The sequence below is a fragment of the Nodosilinea sp. LEGE 07298 genome (assembly GCF_015207265.1).
In the GTDB taxonomy this organism is placed as follows: domain Bacteria; phylum Cyanobacteriota; class Cyanobacteriia; order Phormidesmidales; family Phormidesmidaceae; genus Nodosilinea.
This window is the reverse complement of record NZ_JADEXE010000005.1, coordinates 1-21,176: the sequence shown is the minus strand read 5'-3', so window position 1 is coordinate 21,176 and position 21,176 is coordinate 1. Positions and strand designations below refer to the sequence as shown.

At 56.4% G+C, this 21,176-nt stretch carries 19 protein-coding genes, 1 pseudogene and 1 riboswitch; of the genes and pseudogenes, 13 read left to right on the top strand and 7 right to left on the bottom strand.

All coding sequences use genetic code 11. The features are described from left to right. Positions 1-62: 62 nt before the first annotated feature. On the bottom strand, positions 63-437 hold the full coding sequence (gene ebsA / locus IQ273_RS01285) for a type IV pilus biogenesis protein EbsA (protein WP_194021365.1): 375 nt from the start codon (positions 435-437) through the stop codon (positions 63-65). Positions 438-718: 281 nt separating this feature from the next. Between ebsA and IQ273_RS01280 the strand changes: the two genes are divergently transcribed. Genes IQ273_RS01280 through smpB form a run of 3 tightly spaced genes read left to right on the top strand, consistent with a single transcriptional unit; the run spans position 719 to position 2,925 of the window. Then, the gene (locus IQ273_RS01280) at positions 719-2,140 is read left to right on the top strand and encodes a glycosyltransferase family 2 protein (RefSeq protein WP_194021305.1); all 1,422 of its coding nucleotides are present in this window, start codon (positions 719-721) and stop codon (positions 2,138-2,140) included. A gap of 36 nt (positions 2,141-2,176) precedes the next feature. Beyond that, entirely contained in the window at positions 2,177-2,443 is a 267-nt protein-coding gene (locus tag IQ273_RS01275; RefSeq protein WP_194021303.1) for a YciI family protein, read from the top strand. Between the two features lie 11 nt (positions 2,444-2,454). Beyond that, the gene (gene smpB, locus IQ273_RS01270; RefSeq protein ID WP_194021301.1) at positions 2,455-2,925 is read left to right on the top strand and encodes an SsrA-binding protein SmpB; all 471 of its coding nucleotides are present in this window, start codon (positions 2,455-2,457) and stop codon (positions 2,923-2,925) included. 69 nt (positions 2,926-2,994) lie between these two features. Here the strand turns inward: smpB and IQ273_RS01265 are convergent, their stop codons facing one another. Further along, a complete protein-coding gene (locus IQ273_RS01265; RefSeq protein ID WP_194021299.1) occupies positions 2,995-4,683 on the bottom strand; it encodes an ATP-binding protein in 1,689 nt (562 codons plus the stop codon). 334 nt (positions 4,684-5,017) lie between these two features. Between IQ273_RS01265 and IQ273_RS01260 the strand changes: the two genes are divergently transcribed. From IQ273_RS01260 to IQ273_RS01255, 3 genes are read left to right on the top strand one after another with little or no spacing between them, the layout of a single operon-like run. Further along, on the top strand, positions 5,018-6,340 hold the full coding sequence (locus tag IQ273_RS01260; protein WP_194021292.1) for a sensor histidine kinase KdpD: 1,323 nt from the start codon (positions 5,018-5,020) through the stop codon (positions 6,338-6,340). 4 nt (positions 6,341-6,344) lie between these two features. Further along, on the top strand, positions 6,345-6,473 hold the full coding sequence (locus IQ273_RS34290) for a hypothetical protein (RefSeq protein ID WP_255534343.1): 129 nt from the start codon (positions 6,345-6,347) through the stop codon (positions 6,471-6,473). 3 nt (positions 6,474-6,476) lie between these two features. Beyond that, on the top strand, positions 6,477-7,106 hold the full coding sequence (locus tag IQ273_RS01255; RefSeq protein ID WP_194021291.1) for an SRPBCC family protein: 630 nt from the start codon (positions 6,477-6,479) through the stop codon (positions 7,104-7,106). A 164-nt stretch (positions 7,107-7,270) separates the two neighbouring features. On the opposite strand, the gene IQ273_RS01250 is transcribed toward IQ273_RS01255, so the two are convergent. Continuing rightward, a complete protein-coding gene (locus IQ273_RS01250) occupies positions 7,271-7,933 on the bottom strand; it encodes a class I SAM-dependent methyltransferase (RefSeq protein WP_194021290.1) in 663 nt (220 codons plus the stop codon). Positions 7,934-8,021: 88 nt separating this feature from the next. Next, positions 8,022-8,606 carry a DUF981 family protein gene (locus IQ273_RS01245; RefSeq protein ID WP_194021289.1) on the bottom strand — a complete coding sequence of 195 codons (585 nt, stop codon included), beginning with the start codon at positions 8,604-8,606 and terminating at the stop codon, positions 8,022-8,024. Between the two features lie 287 nt (positions 8,607-8,893). After that, positions 8,894-9,032, top strand: a riboswitch (guanidine-I (ykkC/yxkD leader). A gap of 94 nt (positions 9,033-9,126) precedes the next feature. Between IQ273_RS01245 and IQ273_RS01240 the strand changes: the two genes are divergently transcribed. Beyond that, positions 9,127-10,626: a sodium:solute symporter family protein gene (locus tag IQ273_RS01240; RefSeq protein WP_194021288.1), complete on the top strand. Its 1,500-nt coding sequence runs from the start codon at positions 9,127-9,129 to the stop codon at positions 10,624-10,626. Positions 10,627-10,938: 312 nt separating this feature from the next. Here IQ273_RS01240 and IQ273_RS01235 read toward each other — a convergent pair whose 3' ends face one another. From IQ273_RS01235 to IQ273_RS01225, 3 genes are all read right to left on the bottom strand, one after another. Beyond that, positions 10,939-12,255: an MFS transporter gene (locus IQ273_RS01235; RefSeq protein WP_194021363.1), complete on the bottom strand. Its 1,317-nt coding sequence runs from the start codon at positions 12,253-12,255 to the stop codon at positions 10,939-10,941. Positions 12,256-12,737: 482 nt separating this feature from the next. Continuing rightward, positions 12,738-13,385, bottom strand: coding sequence for an ATP phosphoribosyltransferase (hisG, locus tag IQ273_RS01230; RefSeq protein WP_194021287.1), 648 nt, complete (start codon positions 13,383-13,385; stop codon positions 12,738-12,740). Between the two features lie 172 nt (positions 13,386-13,557). Next, a complete protein-coding gene (locus IQ273_RS01225; RefSeq protein ID WP_194021286.1) occupies positions 13,558-14,793 on the bottom strand; it encodes an LL-diaminopimelate aminotransferase in 1,236 nt (411 codons plus the stop codon). 215 nt (positions 14,794-15,008) lie between these two features. Here IQ273_RS01225 and purC point away from each other — a divergent pair, with 215 nt between their 5' ends. The 6 genes and pseudogenes from purC to IQ273_RS01195 form a co-directional block, all read left to right on the top strand. Beyond that, positions 15,009-15,767 (top strand): phosphoribosylaminoimidazolesuccinocarboxamide synthase, encoded by a 759-nt coding sequence (gene purC / locus IQ273_RS01220; protein ID WP_194021284.1) that lies wholly within the window; start codon positions 15,009-15,011, stop codon positions 15,765-15,767. A 130-nt stretch (positions 15,768-15,897) separates the two neighbouring features. Next, positions 15,898-18,267: a BamA/TamA family outer membrane protein gene (locus IQ273_RS01215; RefSeq protein ID WP_194021282.1), complete on the top strand. Its 2,370-nt coding sequence runs from the start codon at positions 15,898-15,900 to the stop codon at positions 18,265-18,267. Beyond that, positions 18,267-19,199: a UDP-3-O-acyl-N-acetylglucosamine deacetylase gene (gene lpxC / locus IQ273_RS01210; RefSeq protein WP_194021280.1), complete on the top strand. Its 933-nt coding sequence runs from the start codon at positions 18,267-18,269 to the stop codon at positions 19,197-19,199. The genes IQ273_RS01215 and lpxC overlap by 1 nt, the downstream gene beginning before the upstream one ends. Before the next feature lie 104 nt (positions 19,200-19,303). Then, positions 19,304-19,801 (top strand): 3-hydroxyacyl-ACP dehydratase FabZ, encoded by a 498-nt coding sequence (gene fabZ / locus IQ273_RS01205; RefSeq protein ID WP_313897999.1) that lies wholly within the window; start codon positions 19,304-19,306, stop codon positions 19,799-19,801. A 48-nt stretch (positions 19,802-19,849) separates the two neighbouring features. Continuing rightward, entirely contained in the window at positions 19,850-20,674 is an 825-nt protein-coding gene (lpxA, locus tag IQ273_RS01200) for an acyl-ACP--UDP-N-acetylglucosamine O-acyltransferase (RefSeq protein ID WP_194021276.1), read from the top strand. Continuing rightward, a pseudogene (locus IQ273_RS01195) lies at positions 20,664-21,176 on the top strand (lipid-A-disaccharide synthase); the annotation flags it as partial. The gene lpxA and the pseudogene IQ273_RS01195, both read left to right, overlap by 11 nt.

Genomic DNA, 21,176 nt, shown 5'->3' with positions numbered 1-21,176 from the left:
TTTAGCGGATGTGAGCGTTAGGCCTCAGTAAAACCCTCTGCCTATACATAAAGAGAAGTAGCCTAATCGTCTAGCCGCAGAAGTTTTCGGTAAAATCCTTGGGAAAAATCGGCTGGGCGCTTTTGCCGCAGCGCCACAATGACGTCAAACAAAAAGTCAACAAACTCAAAGGTCGCCATGGTGATCTCGTAGCTCAGATCGTTATCATCATCAAACTGCATGCGACAGCGGGTCAGGTCGGCGGGTAGCACCGAGACATTCCAGGTCGCTACAAAGGCAATGCTGTTGCTGCCTTCTATCTGCCGCTCTCCCTCCAAATTGCCCTGCTTATAGAGAGAAATGGCGTAGGGCAGCGCATTCCGTTTACTGCCCTGGTAGTAGGGCATGTAAACACTGATATCTTGCTTACCTGCGGGCTGAATTGCCTCAAACGTCATACTCATGAGTCTGGCCTTAAGTCGAGTTCTAACAAACGATTCAGGTCGGCGTTCATCGGGTTTAGCTGCCTAGGATACTAGATACCTACCCTGCCCGGTTGGCCGATGATTTTTTACACACAGCTAGCATTCCCTAGGATGGTGCTAGGGGTATCACCAAAATTTTCTTGCAAAATCGGGGATGATAGACCTGGGCCAGGGGCATGCTTGGGGTAAGGTATTCTCTCCAGGCGTGGCAACCTGGCCGTTGCCGTTTTTGTCGTGCTTCACTACCTGAGTTCATGGCTGATATTCCTGAACGCTTTGCCGCCGGACGCTTTTTTACACCGCTTAACGAGTTAGAAATCGAAGATTTTCCAGGGTTTTCCGGTCGTCGATCAAAGGCTGCCCTAACCTTAAGTGTGTTGTGGGGGACCACTGTTGTGCTCCACCTGGTGTCTTGGGGCACCTGGTTGGTGCTCGGGTTGACGGCGTTGCTGACGACCCATGCTCTCCGCATTTTGCTGGCCCGACCCGTGCTGTCTCCAGCCCCTCTGCCCCCAGTTAACCACCCGGTTGGCCATCCTGCTGACTACTCTGCCGCTAAAAACGATGCCTGGGAGACTTGGCCCTACGTATCGTTGCTGGTGGCCGCTAAGAATGAAGAAACCGTCATTGAACCTCTGGTGGCGGCTCTGTGTCAGATCGACTATCCTGCCTGTCGTTATGAGGTGTGGATTATTGACGACAACAGTACCGATGGCACGGCCCGTCGTCTACAAACCCTCCGCGATCGCTATCCTCAGCTGCGGGTGCTGCGGCGCAGTGCCGGGGCCAGCGGCGGCAAGTCGGGGGCACTCAACCAGGTCTGGCCCGACACCAAAGGCGACATCATCGGCGTTTTTGACGCCGATGCTCGGGTACCCAGGGATCTGCTGCGCCACATTGTGCCGATGTTCGATCAGCCCGATGTGGGGGCGGTGCAAATGCAAAAAGCCGTCGTCAACCGAGCCAAAAACCTCTGGACTCGGGGGCAGCAGGCCGAGATGGCGCTCGACAGCTACTTTCAGCAGCAGCGCATTAGCCTAGGCGGTATTGGCGAACTGCGGGGCAACGGCCAGTTTGTTCGGCGGGCGGCCCTGGCCCAGTGCGGTGGCTGGAATGAGGAAACCATCACTGACGACCTCGACTTGACGCTGCGCCTACACTTCGGCGGCTGGGAGATTCAGTTTTTGCTGCACCCTGCCGTGGGCGAAGAAGGGGTCGAACGGCCCTTAGGCCTGTGGCACCAGCGCAATCGCTGGGCCGAAGGGGGCTACCAGCGCTACCTCGACTATTGGCGACTGATTGCCCAGCACCGACTAGCCCCGGCGAAAACCTTCGACATGGCTGCTTTTTGGGTGATTCAGTATGGGTTGCCTACGGTGGCCCTACCCGACTTCGTGATGGCGGTGCTGCGACATCGGCTGCCCCTGTTTTTGCCGGTATCGAGCTTGGCCCTGACGCTGTCGATGGTGGGAATGTTTTGCGGACTGCGGCGCACCCGGCAGCAGTCGGTGTGGGTAAGCGGCTTGCAAACGCTCTGGGGCAATCTTTACATGCTGCACTGGCTGCTAGTGATTGCTACGATGACGATGCGGTTATCGGTACGGCCCAAGCGGTTGCGCTGGGTCAAAACCACTCACCTGGGCAGCGAAGACGACATCCAGGTTGATCTGCCCTAGGCTAGGTTTTTCAGGAGTATTCTGCGATCGCACGCTATGTCCTGGTTCGTTAAAATCGAGAAAGGTATCGTTAACAAAGATCTCTTTGACCAGTTTGTGCCTGCCCATATGGCCTACGTCAAAGACCTCATTGCCCAGGGCCACGCTGCTAAGAGTGGCTACTGGGCCGAATTTGGGGGTGGTATGCTGTTGTTCCGGGCTAATTCAATGGAAGAAGCCCGCGCCATTGTAGCCGCCGACCCGCTGATTCAAAACCACTGCGTCGAGTATGAGCTGCACGAGTGGCGGGTGGTCGTGGAGTAGGAGAGAAAGCTGTGGCCGATTCTAGCGATGGGTACAAGATAGTTAGCGACAACCGCCAGGCTCGTCATGAGTATGAAATTTTAGAAACCTACGAAGCTGGCCTAGAACTCATGGGCTCAGAGGTTAAATCGATTCGCCAAGGCAGAGTCAACCTCCGTGACGGCTATGCCTCGATTAGAGATGGAGAACTGTGGCTGCACAATGTGCATATTTCTCCCTACACCATGACCAACAAAGCCTATAACCACGAGGCTAAGCGTGCCCGCAAGCTATTGCTGCACCGCGACGAAATTCGTAAGCTGATCGGCAAAGTTGAGCAGAAGGGCCTGACGCTTGTGCCCCTCAAGCTTTATTTACAGCGGGGCTGGGTCAAAGCCACTATTGCCTTAGGTCGGGGCAAAAAGCTTCATGACAAGCGTGAAAGCCTCAAGCGTAAGCAGGAAGGCCGCGAGACGGCCCGAGCGCTCAGCGGTCGAGAGTAATTCAAAAATGGTCGAGATGTTGTAGATAGCGTCAACAAATTGCCTGCTGAGAGAGAATAGGCAGGTGACTTACTCTATGCTCACACCGCCAAAGGTCTCAGCCTTCTTGCCTGCCCGAGCTGGAGCAGCTTTTTCGAGCTGGCGGGCCTGCTGGTGATGGCGCTGAAAATGGCTGAGCCAGGCTTCGGGGGCGTTCATGGTTTCGCCGCCGTGCTTGGTCAACCGCTTGCGAACCTGGCACAGCACCGGGGTGTTGACACAAGCCCCTGACACAATCACCTGGCCCTTAGTAAGTGCGGGTAATTCTTTCAGTAGGTCTCGACCGGCGGCCTCAACGCCGTACTTGAGACTATCTTGGTCGACGGGGTTGACGATACGCATGAGAAACTGGCTCATGCACTGACTGAGTACGTCAGAGTCAAGCTTGCCGGGGCGTTGAGTAATTAGCCCTACCCCCATACCAAACTTGCGCCCCTCGCTGAGAATCGTGCGTAGCACCTGCTTGCAGCGGGCGGGTTCATTGGCGGGAGCAAAGCGGTGGGCCTCTTCAATTAGAATAAATACCGGATAGGGCAGATAATTTTCGTCATCGGCGGTGATTTTATCTTTAGCGGTGTTAATGCGAGCCTGGTAGCTCTGGCGCAGCACGGCGGCGCAGATTACCTGCTGTTCTTCCTGACTAATCTCGTTCATTTGCAGCACCGTCACCTGACCAGGGGCAAAGAGATCCTTGGGGGCCAAGTGCTCCATGCGGTGAAAGTAGTCCGATCGCTCCAGTTTGCCTAGCTTCCACTCTAGAGCCGGGGCCGAAGATCCGGTTTTCTCGTTGCCTTCGTCGTCAGTACTGCGGTCTGACTCATAACAGGCAGAGATCAAATCCTGCACATCCCAGCGGTGCTCGCCAAACTTGTGCTTGCCCAACAGGCTAAAGGCTTTGTTGAGAATGGCCTGCTGGCGATCGCTCATATCTGGCAGCAGGGTGAGAATGTCGTAGTAGTCGAGCGACGACATTCGGATGCGAATGTCGTCGGGGGTGAGTAGCTTCACCTCGGGGCTATAGCCATCGTCGCTGGTAAAGTTGGGATGACCGCGCATATCAGTCAGGGTGCCGTACTCGCCATGGGGGTCGAAAATGAGCACTGCCGCTCGGTTGTAGGGGCTGAGCAGCTCTTCGATTAGCACCCCCGCCGTGTACGATTTGCCAGATCCGGTGCCGGCCAAAATGGCCATATGGGTACTAACCAGCTCTTTGACATCTAGCGTCACGGGCACCCGCCCGCCGGGGCGCAGCAGCAGCGAGCCGATTTCGGCAGAGCCCACCTCTTTAGGTTGTTTCTTATTGATGATCTGTCGCAGACTCTCGTCATCAGCCAAGCTTACTTTGGCACCAGGGTCGGGGGAAATGCGAGGGTTCATAAACCCCAGGGAGGGGTGAAAGTGGCCCACGACATCGACGGTGACTTCGTAGATTTCGGGATTGGGGTGGGCAAATCCGACTAGGGCCGCGATCGCTTCAGGGTTGATGTCGGGGTCGGCAAAAATGCGATCGGGTAGGTGATCGATCAGGCGACGCTCAGAAATTTTGCCCAAAATTTGGGCGCTGGGCGTATCGGCTAAGTCAACGGTGTAGTAGACAAACTCGCCAATTTTGACCTGTTTATTGTTGGCGGTAATAAAAACATACTGGTTGCCGGTTTCTCCCGGTCCTTTAACGGTGCCAATGACTGGAGACTGTGAAGTCTGTGATGACCGTGCCATAGAAACCCCGCTAGAGAATTTGCTGCCAGTGTAGCTAGAGAATGCTTTCTGGTTCAGACTTTATTAATACTAATGTCCTGTTGGTCATTAGGGTAGAGGTCGCGCCATCGGTATGTTCAGTATGTAAAGAACCTGTAAGCCGAGCTAAAGCTCAGCGGGTACTTACGCCGAAGATTACGGATCTTTAGGCGTGGAGACGGCAGAAAAATTGGCGAATTCACGGATACTGCCTGGCGGATGAGTAGATAGGCTAAGGGTAGTCGGCGGCGAGGTCAGGGTAGCCTAATCCCGCCCCGGCTCAGGAGGTCAGGAACACGTTGCTCGATGGTTGCCCATGGCATCTGAAAATTCGCCCGTATTGTTCCAGGCCCGCCCCCATGAGGGGGTGTTACCCACCTCTTCCAGTCTTACCGAGGGTAGAGAAACGTGGCCCCTAGTGCACGCCCTGGCGGCCATTCTCAATGCCCCCAATTCTCTACCGGCTTTAGCCGAGGTTTTGGGCACTCATGTGGGAGCTAAGGCCTGCTTACTGCTCTGCCACTATCCCAGCACCAACCAGTTGATCTATACCAGCTGGCATCAGGGTGAGGCTCCGACCAGCCAGGGTCTGGGCATTGCCGAGGCGGGGTCGTCGCTAGATTGGCAGCGCCGGGTAGCCCTGGGACTAATTCAGCAAACCATTGAGCAATCAGCTGGCGGTGCCCGTTTGCGCTGGCAGAAAGGTGTGGCGGAGCTGCTGCGCGAGGAGAATGGCCCACCCCCCTGGCTGCGAACTGTTACTGCCTGTACCGCGATCGCCGTCGACGGCTCAGGGCTGCAAGGGGCGCTACTGCTGCTGGGGGCAGGCGGGTTCACGGTGGATCAAACGGTGCAGGCAAACCTGGCTAGCCTGGGGGCGATCGCCTTTCATCAGCACTACCTGCAGGGGCAGGCGGTGCGCCATACTGAGCAGCTACGCTACCTTAACTATCTCAAAGAAGATTTCCTCAGCACCCTCAACCACGAACTGCGCACGCCGCTTACCAGCATGATGCTGGCCATTCGTATGCTGCGCCGCCCCGACCTCACCCCTGAGCGAGCCGCTATGTACCTGGATATTCTGGAGCAGCAGTGCAGCCGCGAAATTGATCTGGTGAACGATTTGCTGATGCTGCGAACTCTAGAGGCTAAGGCGTCCGCCGTCGCTCACCAGGCTACGGATCTGGGGCAGCTTCTCACCAAACTGGCAGAGCAGTCTCAGGATAAGCTCCAGCAGACTCAGCTAACTCTAGACTTGCAGCTGCCGCCTGACCCTGTTGTGCTGTCTACGGACCCACAACAACTGACCAAGGTGCTGGGCGAGCTGATGGACAACGCCTGCAAATACTCCGCGCCACAAACGACTGTCACCCTCTCGCTCTCAGACGAACAGCCTGAAAATGGGCGGGTAGTTCTGACAATAAGCAATTTGGGAGTGGCGATCGAGGCGGATGACTTGCCCCACATATTTGACAAGTTTCGGCGGGGCCACAGCGCTACCAAAGACGGCATTGCGGGCACGGGTACCGGGCTAGCGCTGGTGCGTGGGCTGGTGGAGCAGCTTAAGGGCACTATAAAGGTGTCTAGCCAGCCCAGCGCTCCTCAGCTCTGGCAGACCTGCTTTACCCTTGAGTTCTAGTGCCATGACAGTCTTACTCCAAATTTGTCAGACCATAATTCATCGGAGCGACACCGCATCAGCAAAATTTGCTGGTATTCTGGGCACAGGCGTGGTGGCCTGGCCAAACTACACCGTTATCGGCTGGTTTTAACCTATGACTGCGAACGTTCCTGACACCACTAACCTTGAAGCGTTGTCCTTGGACGCCGTCCATTCTGCTGTAACAGATATAGAGTCTGGAGCAGCGGCTGGGCCAGGCATCGGGCTGGATATTGACATCCTGCCGGGAACAGGGGTGACAATTCAGACTAAGAAGCTGGAAGGCCAGCAGCGTCGCATTCTCGCCTTCACCGATATTCCCTTCACAGCCGAACAGGTGTGGCAGATACTGACCGACTACGACAACTTGGCAAACTTTATTCCTAACCTGTCCTTGAGCCAGCGGCTCAGCCACCCCGAGGGCGGAATCCGGCTAGAGCAAATTGGTGCTCAGTGCTTTCTCAACATCAAGTTTTGTGCCCGCGTCGTACTTGATATGGTCGAGGCGTTCCCTAAAGAGCTGCGCTTCTCGATGGTAGAAGGCGACTTTCGCCAGTTTGAAGGCCGCTGGACGCTGGAGCCTGTGGAGGATGCTCAGGGAGACGTGATTCGCCTGGGCTATGACCTGACGATTCGGCCACCCCGCGCCATGCCGGTAGGGCTGATCGAGCGGCATATTCGCCACGACCTGACCCGCAATTTGAAAGCCATTAGCGATCGCACGGCCCTAGTATTTGGCGCTTAGGTTGTTTGGCCCTTAGATATTGGTGCCAAGGCGATTGCGACTTGAGCCAGGCTAAAGGGTCTGGGCTGCTTCGCTAATTTGCGATCGCAGCCACCGGCTGGCTAGTGAATTTTGGCTGGTGCGCTGCATTTGCAGCGCACCAGGGCTCTCGGTGCGGTCTGACCTCACGGCTTCGCTAGGGGTTCCAGTCGTTCGGCGATGACGGCATAGAAGGGGTCGCCGCCTGGCATGCCTAGCATTTGTAGAATGGCTGGAATACTCGGCGTGTGGGCAATTACTTCTGGGGTGCCAAAGCCTGGCACCGAGCCAAAGTAGCTCTTAACCAGATTAACCCGACGGGTTTCGCTACCGTCGCGCCAGGCGGCGATCGCCTTTTGATAGAACATGCGGTTCGAGAAACTCACAATTGCGATGCCGCCCGGTTTGAGAATGCGGTAAATCTCAGCAAACACCACCTCGGGCTGCTGGAGGTACTGCACCGACACTGTGTTCAGCACCGCATCAAAGGATTGATCGTCCAACGGCAGTGTTGGGTTGTCGTTCAGGTTTTGCACAAAGTAGTGGTCAAGGCGAGGATTTTTGGCCAGTTCTTCGCTGTTCATGCCGTGGCCCTCGACCCATTCAAAGACCATATCCTTGGGTAGGTGAGACACCCAGCTGCTCATCATGTCAAAAATGCGGCTGTTGGGCGTTAGGCGATCGCGGTATAGCTCGGTGAGCTGTTGAATAAAGCTGTCGTCTACGTGGGTGACAAAGCGGGGCGCATCGTAGAAAACGGTGTCACTAGATTCGTCGAGTTTGGTGCGTTGGTCGGGCGGAAGCAGCATAGCGAGAAAGGCTAAGGGGCTTCTTTAAGTGTAAATAAAGATTAAGCTACAGACCACGGCAACGTTCCTCGAAATGATCGCCTCAGTCTTAAGGTTCGCCTCGCATCACCGGAGGTTGCCACTCGCTAAAGCCCTCCATGTGGTTCCAGTAGCCGCGAAAGCCAATGATGGCCCACACCAAAGCCGCCACCAGTAGCACCACAGCGCCTACGGTACGCCAGGTTTTGTTGCTGCGCAGATACACCAGGGTGGGGGCGGCCAATACCCCGCCCAGCCCAGTCAAAATAAACCCCAGCCCGGTCACCACGGGCTGGTTGGTTTGGCCCAGATTGATAATCCGTGCCCCCACTACGACGGCGGTGAGGCCTGCAAAGAACGCGTAAACCGTCAGAGAGAGTAAGTCCCAACCCTGGGCAATCGCGATCGCAGCCGCCACATACAGCCCGCCAAACAGCAACGTGGTTTCGCCAAAGGAAATATTAAAACTGCCGGGTACAGGCCAGGTCAATGTCATGTGCAGGCCAGTGACCAGGGCGATCGCCCCCACTAGCCCAAAGCCTGGTATCCAGCGTTTGAGGTTGGCCCCATCAAGCCCACAGTAAACAAAGTCGGCCAACAGCACTAGCCCGGCCACCATATTGATCAGCATAAGGGTGATGTAGTCGATAAACATGGGGGCAGATTTAACACAACGCCTTATATCCTATCGGTCTATGGAGTAGAGGGAACAGAGATGCGATCGCCCGCTCAGCCAGATCCGCTTATGTCCTCCCAACTGACTTAAAAATAATGAAACGCTGACATACTGCTAGCGCAACCGTAGTAATGGCTACTTACCTGCCCGTGGCTAGTTGATACAAACTAATCAATTCGGTTCACGCATAAACTCCCTCAATCGTTTGCGGTGTACACAATAGGTCACTGCAATATCGGGGTATTTGTTGCTTCTAAAAAACTTGAGAGTAGAGCATCTAGGGTTCCGGCTGGGCAAGCAAGATTCCCCAATTTTGGCTTGCTAAGTGACTGGTCCGAGAGGTGCCGCCGGGTTGTGCATGACTTGCTTCTGCCTGGTTCACGGAGGGATAAAAGCCCGGGAGGAATAGCGCAGTTCTACAGGAACTGACGTTTTGCTCCTGGGTTTTTTAGTATCTGCCGCTCGATAGCCATAAACATAGGTCAGGAGCTTAGATGGTATGGAACATAGTGTGTTTTCCTACGGCATCATTGCCTTTTTGCTCGGCACGCTGGGCATTGGGGTGTGGGCCTCTCAACAAATTAAGGGTGATAGCGTCAACTTTTTGGTGGCAGGGCGAGGTCTGGCGCTGCCATTGGCCGCAGCGACACTAATGGCTCAGTCGGTCGATTCTAACGCCACCCTGGGTAACACCGATCTCTCGTCGGCCTTTGGATTTTGGGCCGGGGCAGCGCTGCCTATTGGACTGTCGCTTTGTCTTTTGCTAACAGGGCTGTTTTTGGCCAAGCCCATGAACCGCATGGGGCTAATTACGATTCCCGACTTTTATCGAGTTAAGTATGGCCGCACGGTGGAAGTCATTGCTGCCTGCATTATGACGCTTAGCTTTTCATTTTTGCTGGCGGGCAACTTGGTAGCCGGGGGCTACATGTTCGAAAACTTCTTGGGCACCAGCTACGTCGGCGGCATTACCCTGCTGGCGGTACTGGTATTTGCTTACACGGTGTCGGGCGGGCTCTTTGCCGTGGCCTACACCGATTTTATTCAGGTGATGATTGCGTTGGTGGGGGCTTGGGGGCTGCTCCTGTTTGTGGTGGCCAACTTTGGCATCACCATCGACCCCGGCATGGGACCAGGGGCTATTGATCAACTGACGGCGGTTAGCTCTGGGGCGGCGATTAACTGGGCCAGCATTATTGCCCTAGGGTTCGGCAATATGGTGGCGATCGACTTCATGGCCCGCATTTTTGCGGCCGAAAGCCCCGAAACGGCTCAGCGGTCCTGCTTTATTGCCTCGGCTGGCACGTTGATTATTGGTATTCCTTTCTCAATTATTGCCCTGGGAGCCAACGGCATTCTCAGCCAGGCGGGCATTACCCCCGACGGGCCGGTGCTGTTTGCTCTACTGGATGGGGTAGTGCCGCCACTGCTGGGGCTACTGGTGCTGGCCGCCATTTTGTCGGCGTCGCTGTCTACCGCTGATGGCGCGATTTTGGGAACCTCGTCGGTGCTGGCCCATAATGTGCTGGGCATTCGCCATGCTACAGCCCACGGGACCGGAGGCGATCGCCTGCTGCTGATCACTCGCCTGATGGCGATTGTAATTACGGTGCTGGGAGTTATTTTAGGCCTCAAAGTGCCTCAGACAGGTGTACTGCTGCTGCTGGCCTTTGACATGAGCTTTGCGGGCCTGGTGGTACCGCTAATTGGCGGCCTGTTTTGGCCCAAAGCCACACGGCAAGGGGCGCTGGCCTGTATTGCAGTAGGGTCGTTGACCCGGCTGGTATTTTTCAGCCTGATGCCGACGATGTTTGGGGTTGACAATACCCTGCTGTACTTCCCAAACGACCTGTTTACGATTGATTTTGACGGCTTCCCGACAATGATTAGCCCAATCTTGGGGCTGATTGCGTTTGTGGTGGTGTCGCAGCTTACCTATAGGCCCGTGAGTGCTGAACAGCAGCGGGCTGAGGTGCTGGCAGGCGTGCGATCGCTGTAAAACCTAAAACCGTAAAGACTGCTGGCTTCGCTCTAAAGCCCCCTAACTTTGGCCAAGGGGGCTTTTGCTGGACTTTGTTCAAAAAAGTACCTACAAACACGTCCTACAGCGATGACCTATAATCGCCGAACCCGCCAGGCTACAGCTTTTAAAATAGGCATTTCCTAGCTAAAGTCGTGGCTAACTTACAATCAATTTAACAATGCCCACCGGTACTAAAAACTGCCAGATTGCCTACTGCATTCAGGGTGATGATCATGCTGTTGCTGTCTGATCTCTTCACCCCTACTGCCGTACTATACAATCTTCAATTTATTTTGAAATAGCCTCAGATTCCAGAGCGGGTTGAAGCGTCGCCGTGATAGTTGGCTGTGGCGTTGCCTCTTCTACCCGCAGCGTTAGGGGCACTGCAATCAAAAAACAAACTCCGCCCAGCACCACCGCTAGCAAACGATTGTTGTCGAGCAGATGGGCCATAATCCACCCCAGGCCCAGAGAAACAATAATCTCAGGCAGCACGATAAACATGTTGAAAATGCCCATGTAAATGCCGCCTTTACGAGCAGGCAACGCCCCAGCCAGCATGGCGTAGGGCAACGACAAAAGACTAGACCAGGCTATCCCCAAACCCAGCATGGGCAGCAGCGCCCACCGGGGCGATGGCACAAACCAGAGCGAAATCAGTCCTAATCCGCCACAGGTAAGACACAGCGCATGGGCAATGGGGCGACTGGTAGCCGCCGCCAAGCGAGGCAGCAAAAATGACATCCCAAAACAAACTGCGTTGTAGGCCGCAATGCAGATACCAGCCCACTCAATGCCTTGACTGTAGAGCGGCGAAGACTCACTGCTCGCTCCAAATAAGTTGTGAGCCACCGCCGGAGGAAAGTACAAAAAGACGCAGTACATGCCCAACCAGCTAAACGCCTGTACCCAAGCCAGCTGTCGCATGGTTGCAGGCATCTGCTGAAAGGCCGTAATGATTTCCCTAACCGTAGAACTTACGCCCAAACGCCTTTCCTGCTGCTCTCGAAAGGCCTCCATATCACGAGGGGGCCGCTCCTCAGTGGTGAACACGGTCCATATGACAGTGCCCAGAAAAAAGGCTGCTCCGGTGTAAAAAGAAATTTTGACCACCAAGGGCACGCCATTGGTTACGCTGTCATGCACGCCAAAGACGTTGGCCAGTAACCACGGCAGGGCAGAAGCAAGCACCGCCCCCAAGCCAATAAATAGGCTCTGCATGGTGAAACCCTTAGTGCGCTGCTTGGGCGGGAGTAGATCACTCACAAAGGCCCGAAAGGGTTCCATGCTGATGTTGGCCGCCGTATCTAAAATCCAGAGCAGGCCAACGGCCATCCAAAGGCTGCCAGCATTGGGCATCCACACCAGCGCGAGCGAGGCAAAGATGGCCCCAATTAAAAAATAAGGGCGGCGACGACCTAAAGCCCCCCAGGTGTTATCGCTAAGGTTGCCAATGATGGGCTGTACGATTAGCCCCGTTAGAGGGGCCGCCAACCACAGAATAGGAATTTGATCGGCATCAGCCCCCAGGTGTTCGAAGATCGCGCTGGTATTGGCCATCTGCAACCCCCAGCCAAACTGAATGCCGAAGAAGCCAATACTCATATTCCAGAGTTGCCAAAAGCTCAATTCCGGCTTTACCTGCGGTGAAGTCAAATGATTTCTCCAATTCCATCGGGGGGCGGCGGCAGTTAGCAGCAATCAGGGCGATCGCGACTCTACTGATACGCAAATCTCTGCCCCAGCCGGGGAGTCTTCAACAGCCTCTAGGGCGATGTGACTGCCTGGTGCTATCTAGCGGCAATTTTTCTAATCTCGGTATAGATTAAGATGCCATATAGCCTTGGTTAGCACTGCTAAACAGACCACAGACATTGCCATAAGGGCTTAGATGCACATTCGGCGTTATTTGCGCCAGCTAAAACCTGCAATCTGAACGCTTTACGAAAAGCTAACGCATTTATGAGAGGCCGGGGCTGACAGGACATAAATCGTACTACCACCGTCCATTGTGACGAATTTGGGGCCACGACACATGTTACCGAAGACAGATTGGTGCTTCTGTTGTTCTCAGTTTCCACAAATGTCTACACCGCAACGGCCTCAACCTGATCTCGCAGGCGATCGATCAGCTCTTTCAACCCGTAGGGATTAACTCGGTAGCTCAGCGGGTGAGCAATCAGCCGAGCCGTGCTGTAGTACAGCACTTCGAGTTCCATCAAATTGTTTTCTTTTAGGGTTTTGCCTGTCGAAACCAAGTCTACGATCGCCTCCGACATGCCCGTTATTGGCCCTAGCTCGACCGAACCGTAGAGTGGCACAATTTCCACCGGCAAATCTAGGCTTTGGAAGTAGTCGCGGGCGCAGTTGACGTACTTAGAGGCCACCCGGCTGTGAGCGGGTAAATCTAGCGCCGAACGATAGGGGCTGTTGGTCTTTACCGCCACTGACAGGCGACAGCCGCCAAAGCCTAAGTCGGCCAGGTGAGCTACCGCAGGCTTTTTCTCGCGCAGCACGTCGTAGCCCACCATACCCAGCTGCGCCTGACCGTATTCGACATACACGGGTACATCCTGGGCGCGCACCAGCAGCCCGGTGGCTTGCCCGGTGGGGTCGGTAATTTGCAGCTGGCGGTTGGCGCTGTCTTGAAACAGGCTAAAGTCGAGGCCAACGGCTTGCAGTAGGCGAATGCTGTCTTTGAGCATGCCGCCCTTGGGTAGGGCAATGGTGAGCATAATGGTCATTCCTTGGCAGGAGTTGGAGCGTGGGAGACTCGCTGACTGGTGGGCAGTGCCCACCCTACGGCAGCTGAATATTTTTGCAATCCACGGAGCTAGCGCCAGTTTTCATCAGAGGGTTTGGCTCTCAGCCCCAACATTGGAGTGTCGGGGCTGGTGAGGGAGGTTGCTAAACCCGAAACTTTTCGGTGACGCGGCGCATGGCCTCATTCACATTGTCGCGGCTGTTGAAAGCTGAGATGCGGAAGTAGCCTTCGCCTGCGGCCCCAAAGCCCGAGCCGGGGGTGCCGACCACATGGCAGCTGTGCAGCAGCTTGTCAAAAAAGTCCCAGCTGGTGAGGTCGTTGGGGGTTTTGACCCACACGTAGGGCGCGTTGACGCCGCCGTAGACGGCAATGCCTGCGGCGGTGAGCTGCTCGCGAATAATGCGGGCGTTCTCCATGTAAAAGTCGATCAACGCTTTGGTTTGGGCCTGCCCCTCGGGTGAATAGACCGCCTCGGCCCCGCGCTGCACGATGTACGACACGCCGTTGAACTTGGTAGACTGGCGGCGGTTCCACAGGCTGTGGAGGGCGACTTCGCTACCGTCGGCGGCTTTGCCCATCAGGGTTTTGGGCACGACAGTCAGGGCGCAGCGGGTGCCGGTAAAGCCCGCATTCTTCGAAAACGAGCGGAATTCGATCGCGCATTCCCGCGCTCCCTCAATCTCATAAATAGAGTGAGGAATGGCCGGGTCGGTGATGAAGGCCTCGTAGGCGGCATCAAACAGAATGATCGAGCCGTGGGCGCGGGCGTAGTTGACCCAGGCCTGCAGGTGCTCTTTGCTGGCCACAGCCCCAGTGGGGTTGTTGGGGAAGCAGAGGTAGATCAGGTCTACTTTTTCGTGGGGGATGCTGGCGGTGAAGGCGTTTTCGGCGCTGATCGGCAGGTAGGTGAGGCCATCATATTCGCCGTTCTCATTGGCGGGACCGGTGTGGCCGGCCATCACGTTGGTGTCAACGTAGACGGGGTAGACCGGGTCGGTGACGGCGATCGAGTTATTGCTGCCGAAGATATCTAATATGTTGCCGCAGTCGCACTTGGAGCCATCGGAGATGAAAATTTCGCTGGGGTCAATATCGCAGCCCCGGCTTTGAAAGTCGTGCTGGGCCACTTTTTCGCGCAGCCACAGGTAGCCCTGCTCGGGGCCATAGCCTTTGAAATTGTCGCGATCGCCCATATCCTCTACCGCTTTGACCATGGCGGTGCGGCAGGCCTCGGGCAAAGGCTCGGTAACATCGCCAATGCCCAGCTTGATGATTGGCGCGTCGGGGTTGGCCTCGGCAAAGGTCGCAACTCGGCGGGCAATTTCAGGGAATAGGTAGCCCGCTTTGAGCTTCAGATAGTTGTCGTTGATGGTGGCCATGGGGCGTTATGAGGTGATGACAGGTTGCGATGGTTACGGTTACTTAAACCAGGGTACAGCAAGGGTACAGCGCTACGGCGAACCATTGCGTGCTCTAAGTCGCAAACCCTCGGTTACGTCTGTCGTTGGGCCACTGTATTGGGGTGTCACGGTGAGCGCGTCAAGGGGGCAACTCCGAACGCTACTATGGGGTGTCCCTACTCCTGCCCCTGACTATGGTTTCCGGCACGTCCCCCAGCGCACCGCTTGGCGAAAAACTCTACGAAGGCAAGGCCAAAATTATTTATGCCACCGACGACCCGGCGGTATTGATCACCTACTTTAAAGACGACGCCACCGCCTTTAACGCTCAAAAACGGGGGCAGATTGTCGATAAAGGGCCAATTAACTGCGCCATTTCCACTTATCTATTTAGGCAGCTAGAGGCGGCGGGCATGGCGACTCACTGGCTGGAAACCACGGGCGATCGCACCATGCGGGTCAAAGCCCTCCAGATCATCCCGCTCGAAGTGGTGGTGCGCAACCTGGCAGCGGGCAGCCTTTGCAAGCAGACCGGTCTGCCGCTGGGCCAGCGTCTGGAGCCGCCGCTGGTGGAGTTTTACTACAAAAACGATGACCTGGGCGACCCGCTGCTGACGGGCGATCGCATTCGCGCCATGGCGATCGCCAGCGAGGAACAGGTTGCTACCCTGCGCCGTCTTGCCCTCAGCATCAATCAAGTCCTAACCGATTTCTTTATGGGCTGCGCCATTACGCTAGTCGACTTCAAACTGGAGTTTGGTCTTGACTCTCAGCAACAGGTTTTGTTGGGAGACGAAATTAGCCCCGACACCTGTCGCCTGTGGGATCAAACCACCGACGACGAAACCCAGCGGGTGCTCGACAAAGATCGCTTTCGGCAAGATCTAGGCCAGGTCGAAACCGCCTATCAGCGTGTGCTAGAGCGGGTGCTGGCACAATCAACCAAGAATTAGCACCATCAATGCGGTAGAATTTGTCCGATTGCGGGGGCAACGGCCCGCCCCAGGGCTATTTTCCCTGGCTTTAAGCCCGGGAGATGGGCCTTTGATTGGTGTGTGGACGTGTTTAGCAGGTAAGTTTTAGATGCGGGTATCTCCTAATTATTTGTTGGCGGTTTTGGCCACTTCAGGGCTAGTGGGGCTGATGACAGCTCCGGCCCAAGCCAACCCAGCCGTTCCAGAACTGCTCCAAGAATCTTCCCCTGAACCTGGTCAGGCTGTCGATTCAGTCTATAGCGACAGTGCCTCATCCCTAGCTGCCCCAGAGCCCGACTCTGCCGAAGCAGCCGATACCCTCAATTTTGGCCTGACGCAGCCTGACTTGGGCACCAGCCCCGTCGCGGAGGTGCTGCAGGGAGCCATTAACGATTACCGTGCTGTCGATGGCGAAGCTGCGGCAGATTCTGCTGCCGTTGCCTTGCCCACCGCCAGTCCAGAAGCGGTTCCTGAACTACAGAGTGCTGAGCTAGCTCAGACCCCCAGCACCCCGCGTGAGATTAGCCCCGAAGAAGCCCAGCGCATTTTAGACGGGGCTGTGCAGCGCCGCAGTCAGCCACAGCCTGCACCCAACCAGCCGGGGCAAACCGAAACCCCTGAAGAATCAGACCCCAGTAACGAAGCTCCTGACGAAGCGGCGGAAGAAGCCCCCGAAGCCCCCATTGAAGAAGCTGAGGAGGCCGAAGAGCCCCGAGTGCTGGTGGCCGAAGTGCAGGTGCAACCTACTCAGGGAGAGCTTGACCCCTCCCTTGAGAATTTGATCTACAGCGTCATTGATACCCAGGCCGGACGTACAACCACACGCACCCAGCTGCAGCAGGACATCAACAGTATTTTTGCCACCGGCTTTTTTGCCGATGTCGATGCCCAACCCGAAGACACCGATTTGGGGGTACGGGTGACGTTCGTAGTACAGCCCAACCCGGTGCTCACGGACGTGCGAGTACAGGGCAACGAAGTGCTGCCCCAGGACGTAGTCAATGAAATCTTCGACGAGCAAAAGGGTGAAATCATCAACCTGATTGATTTTCAGGAGGGCATCCTGGAGCTGAACCAGTGGTACCAAGATCGGGGTTATGTGCTGGCCCAGGTGGTGGCAGCGCCGCAGGTGTCGCCTCAAGGGGTAGTTACTCTGGAAGTGGCCGAAGGGGTAATTGAAAGCATTGAGGTTCGCTACATCAACGATCTGGGTCAGTCTGTTGACGATGAAGGTAATCCGGTGCAGGGCCGAACTCGACCCTTTATCATTACCCGAGAGTTTATGACTGAGCCCGGCGAGGTGTTCAACCAGACCCAGATTGAGCAAGACTTTCAGCGGGTATTTGGCTTAGGCATTTTTGAGGATGTAGTGCCGGGGCTAGAACCGGCTGAAGATGACCCTCGCCAGGTCAAAGTCATTGTCAATGTGTCTGAGCGCAACACCGGCTCGGTAGCGGCAGGTTTAGGCTTTAACTTTACCGGTGACCTGTTTGGTACGGTCAGCTTCCGTCAGGATAACTTTGGCGGTAACAACCAAAAGTTCAGCGCCGAGGCTCAGCTCAGCACGCGCGATATTCTGTTTGATCTGTCCTTTACCGATCCCTGGATTGCGGGCGACCCCTTCCGCACTTCCTATACCGCTACCGCCTTTGCCCGCTCATCCAACAACCTCAACTTTGAGGATGGCCCTAACCCAATTGATTTACCTAACGGCGATCAGGTGCGCATTCGCCGTCTGGGTACTGGCATTACCTTCAGCCGTCCCCTCGACAACGGCTGGACGGTGGCGGCAGGCACTCTAATTCAAAACGTATCGGCTCGCGACCAAGGGGGCCGAGTAAATGCAGTAGATGCTGCTGGCAACCCCCTGACCGCTAGCAGCGGTGGGGTAGATGATCTGTGGACCTTCCCGATTAGCGCCACTCTCGATCGCCGCAATGACGCCTTTAACCCCACCAGCGGCAGCATACTGCGCCTCAATACCGAGCAGTCGGTGCCTCTGGGTCGGGGCAGCATCTTTATGAACCGGCTGCGGGGCAGCTACAGCTACTATATTCCCCTCAGCCTGCTGAACTTTGCCGAGGGGCCTCAAGCGTTGGCCCTCAACGTTCAGGCGGGCACCATTGTGGGCGACGTGCCCCCCTACGAGGCCTTTGCGTTGGGCGGCACCAACTCCATTCGCGGCTACGACGAAGGGGAGGTCGGTAGCGGACGCAGCTACGCCCAGCTCACCGCCGAGTACCGGTTTCCGCTGTTTTCGTTCTTAGGTGGGGCGTTATTTGTAGATGTCGGTAGCGACCTGGGCAGCGGCAATGCTGTGCCCGGTGCCCCTGGGCCGTCGCGGGGCAAACCAGGTAGCGGTATTGGCTACGGAGCTGGGGTGCGCTTGTCTACCCCGCTAGGCCCCCTGCGGATCGACTACGGCTTCAACAATCAAGGTCAAGGACGGATTCACTTCGGCTTTGGGGAGCGGTTCTAATGGCTCAGACCAGTACCGCCCAAACCAGTCCTGGGAGCTGGGCAGCATCCCACGGCAGCTGGGGCTACACTCAGGCCCAAACCACCCTGGCGCACACTGTAGAGCGCCAGGGCATAGGGCTGCATTCTGGGGCTACTACCACCGTCACCCTGCATCCAGCTGAACCCGGTCAGGGGCGCTTCTTTGTGCGTACTGACCTGCCAGGGCAGCCCACTGTGTCCGCCAGCCTGGAGGCGGTGAACCCCACCATGCTTTCCACCGAACTGCGCCAGGGAGAAGCGGCGGTGCGTACGGTTGAGCATCTGCTGGCGGCTTTGGTCGGTCTTGGTATTGATAACATCCGCATTGAGATTGCTGGGCCAGAAGTGCCTCTACTCGACGGGTCTGCCCTAGGTTGGGTTGATGCTTTGCGGCAGGCTGGGCGGCAAATACAAGCAGAGCTTCGGCCTGTAGCCCGCCTTGATCGGCCTGTAACTGTTGCCCACGGCGATGCCTTTGTTGCGGCTTTCCCAGCCCCTGCCCTGCGGTTTACCTATGGCATTGACTTTGAGGTAGCTGCGATCGGCAACCAGTGGTTTAGCTGGGCCTACCAGGCTGACCCCTTTGGCCTTGAGGGGTTCGCCACCGCTGTGGCCCCGGCCCGCACCTTTGGTTTAGCCCATCAGGTTGATCAGCTGCGGGCCAGCGGTCTGATTCAGGGCGGTAGCTTAGATAATGCGCTGGTGTGTGGTGATGAGGGCTGGCTCAACCCGCCCCTACGGTTTGACGACGAGCCCGCCCGCCACAAAATGCTCGACTTAATTGGTGATTTAAGTCTGCTAGGCAGTTTACCTGTCGCCCACATCGTGGCCTATAAGGCTAGCCATCGGCTCCACGGCGAGCTGGCGGCGGCCCTGGTACCGGCCTTGGTCTATAGCGAGAGTCCCCACTAGTGGCAAAATCAAGCTAGGCAAAGTCCTATCTCATCTGCTGTTCTAACCCATCGATTGTGATTGACGTAACTGCATCAAACCCTGTGACCACCACCCTAGACCCGATCGACACTACCCCAGCGGACAATACTGCGGCGAATTCTGTCAAGACTTGCTATAGTGCCGAAGAAATTTATGCTCTGCTACCCCATCGCTATCCCTTTGCCCTGGTCGATCGCATTATTGACTATGTACCGGGTAAGCAGGCTGTTGGGATCAAAAATGTCACCTTCAACGAGCCTCACTTTCAGGGGCATTTCCCCGGCCATCCGATTATGCCGGGGGTGCTCATCGTTGAAGCGATGGCCCAAGTTGGCGGCATTGTGCTGATGCAGGTGCCGGGGGTTGAGGGGTTGTGCGTATTTGCTGGCATCGACAAGGTACGGTTTCGCCGCCCGGTGGTGCCCGGTGATCAGCTCGTAATGACGGTCGAACTGTTGGCCATGAAGCGGCTGCGGTTTGGCAAAATGCACGGTCGAGCCGAAGTCGATGGCCAGCTAGTCTGCGAGGGCGATCTGATGTTTTCGGTGGTGGAGTCGACAACGGCTCCCCAGGGGAAATAGGTAAATAATGTGTCTATGTTGCAATCCCTGGGTTCTGGAGGCAGGCCGTTGACTACCCTGATTCATCCCACGGCAGTGGTTCATGGGGGCGCTCAGATCCACCCTACGGTCAAGGTTGGCCCCTACGCCGTTATTGGCGAGCAGGTAACCATTGGCCCCGGCACCGAAATTGGCCCCCACGTGGTAATCGACGGTGACACCACAATTGGAGCGCAGAACCGGATTTTTCCTGGGGCGGCCATCGGCCTAGAGTCTCAAGACCTTAAATATGACGGCTCGATGAGCCGGGTGGTCATCGGTGACAACAACCTGATTCGTGAATATGTCACCATCAACCGGGCGACCGATGCGGGGGCTGCCACCCTGCTGGGCAGTAACAACCTGCTGATGGCGTACTCCCACGTGGCCCACAACTGCGTGGTGGAAGACAACGTAATTATTGCTAACTCAGTGGCCCTAGCTGGGCATGTGTATGTCGAGTCGGGCGCGCGCATTAGCGGCTTAGTAGGGGTGCACCAGTTTGTGCATGTCGGTCGACTGGCGATGATTGGTGGCCTTAGCCGGATCGATCGCGATGTGCCTCCTTTTACCCTGCTCAACGGCAACCCGGCTTACGTACGAGGGCTCAACCAGGTGGGGTTACAGCGGGCCGGTCTGACCGCCGATCCCCAGGCCTACCGCGAGCTGAAACAGGCCTACCGCCTGGTCTATCGATCGGGCGAATCGTTGAGCAATGCGGTCGCAAAGCTGAGCCAGAGCAGTAGTAATGAGCTGGTCAACCACTTTAGCCAATTTTTGCAGGCGGCTATCCAGCCCGATCGCCGGGGGTTGACCCCAGGCCGAAGGCTGAGTAGGCACAGCGATGACGACTAGTCTGGGAGCAGCACGAGGCATGGATCAGCCCAGCCGGAAGCGAGTTTTTATTAGCACTGGCGAGGTGTCTGGCGATTTGCAGGGGGCACTGCTGATCGAGGCGCTGCGCGATCGCGCCCGCGATCGCAATATTTCCCTTGATATCACCGCTCTGGGCGGGCCGCGTATGGCCAAGGCCGGGGCAACGCTGGTGGGCGAAACGTCGGGCATTGGTTCAGTGGGCCTTTTTGAGGCCTTGCCCTACCTGTTGCCCACCCTGCGGATTCAGCGCCAGGCCAAACAGGCTCTGGACGACAATCCCCCGGATATTGCCGTTTTGATTGACTACATGAACCCTAACCTGGCGATGGGCGACTACCTGAGCACCCAGCATCCCCAGGTGCCGGTGGTCTACTACATTGCCCCTCAGCAGTGGGTGTGGGCCTTTTCTGCCAAAGATACCCAGCGCTTGGTGGGCTATAGCGATCGCATGCTGGCCATCTTCAAGGCCGAGGCCGACTAC

What these genes read in the sequence shown, in the direction of transcription:
- ebsA (WP_194021365.1), bottom strand. Translation starts at nt 437, where the DNA reads ATGACGTTTGAGGCAATTCAGCCCGCAGGTAAGCAAGATATCAGTGTT.
- IQ273_RS01280 (WP_194021305.1), top strand. Translation starts at nt 719, where the DNA reads ATGGCTGATATTCCTGAACGCTTTGCCGCCGGACGCTTTTTTACACCG.
- IQ273_RS01275 (WP_194021303.1), top strand. Translation starts at nt 2,177, where the DNA reads ATGTCCTGGTTCGTTAAAATCGAGAAAGGTATCGTTAACAAAGATCTC.
- IQ273_RS01265 (WP_194021299.1), bottom strand. Translation starts at nt 4,683, where the DNA reads ATGGCACGGTCATCACAGACTTCACAGTCTCCAGTCATTGGCACCGTT.
- IQ273_RS01260 (WP_194021292.1), top strand. Translation starts at nt 5,018, where the DNA reads ATGGCATCTGAAAATTCGCCCGTATTGTTCCAGGCCCGCCCCCATGAG.
- IQ273_RS34290 (WP_255534343.1), top strand. Translation starts at nt 6,345, where the DNA reads ATGACAGTCTTACTCCAAATTTGTCAGACCATAATTCATCGGAGCGAC.
- IQ273_RS01255 (WP_194021291.1), top strand. Translation starts at nt 6,477, where the DNA reads ATGACTGCGAACGTTCCTGACACCACTAACCTTGAAGCGTTGTCCTTG.
- IQ273_RS01250 (WP_194021290.1), bottom strand. Translation starts at nt 7,933, where the DNA reads ATGCTGCTTCCGCCCGACCAACGCACCAAACTCGACGAATCTAGTGAC.
- IQ273_RS01245 (WP_194021289.1), bottom strand. Translation starts at nt 8,606, where the DNA reads ATGTTTATCGACTACATCACCCTTATGCTGATCAATATGGTGGCCGGG.
- IQ273_RS01240 (WP_194021288.1), top strand. Translation starts at nt 9,127, where the DNA reads ATGGAACATAGTGTGTTTTCCTACGGCATCATTGCCTTTTTGCTCGGC.
- IQ273_RS01235 (WP_194021363.1), bottom strand. Translation starts at nt 12,255, where the DNA reads ATGAGTATTGGCTTCTTCGGCATTCAGTTTGGCTGGGGGTTGCAGATG.
- hisG (WP_194021287.1), bottom strand. Translation starts at nt 13,385, where the DNA reads ATGCTCACCATTGCCCTACCCAAGGGCGGCATGCTCAAAGACAGCATT.
- IQ273_RS01225 (WP_194021286.1), bottom strand. Translation starts at nt 14,793, where the DNA reads ATGGCCACCATCAACGACAACTATCTGAAGCTCAAAGCGGGCTACCTA.
- purC (WP_194021284.1), top strand. Translation starts at nt 15,009, where the DNA reads ATGGTTTCCGGCACGTCCCCCAGCGCACCGCTTGGCGAAAAACTCTAC.
- IQ273_RS01215 (WP_194021282.1), top strand. Translation starts at nt 15,898, where the DNA reads ATGCGGGTATCTCCTAATTATTTGTTGGCGGTTTTGGCCACTTCAGGG.
- lpxC (WP_194021280.1), top strand. Translation starts at nt 18,267, where the DNA reads ATGGCTCAGACCAGTACCGCCCAAACCAGTCCTGGGAGCTGGGCAGCA.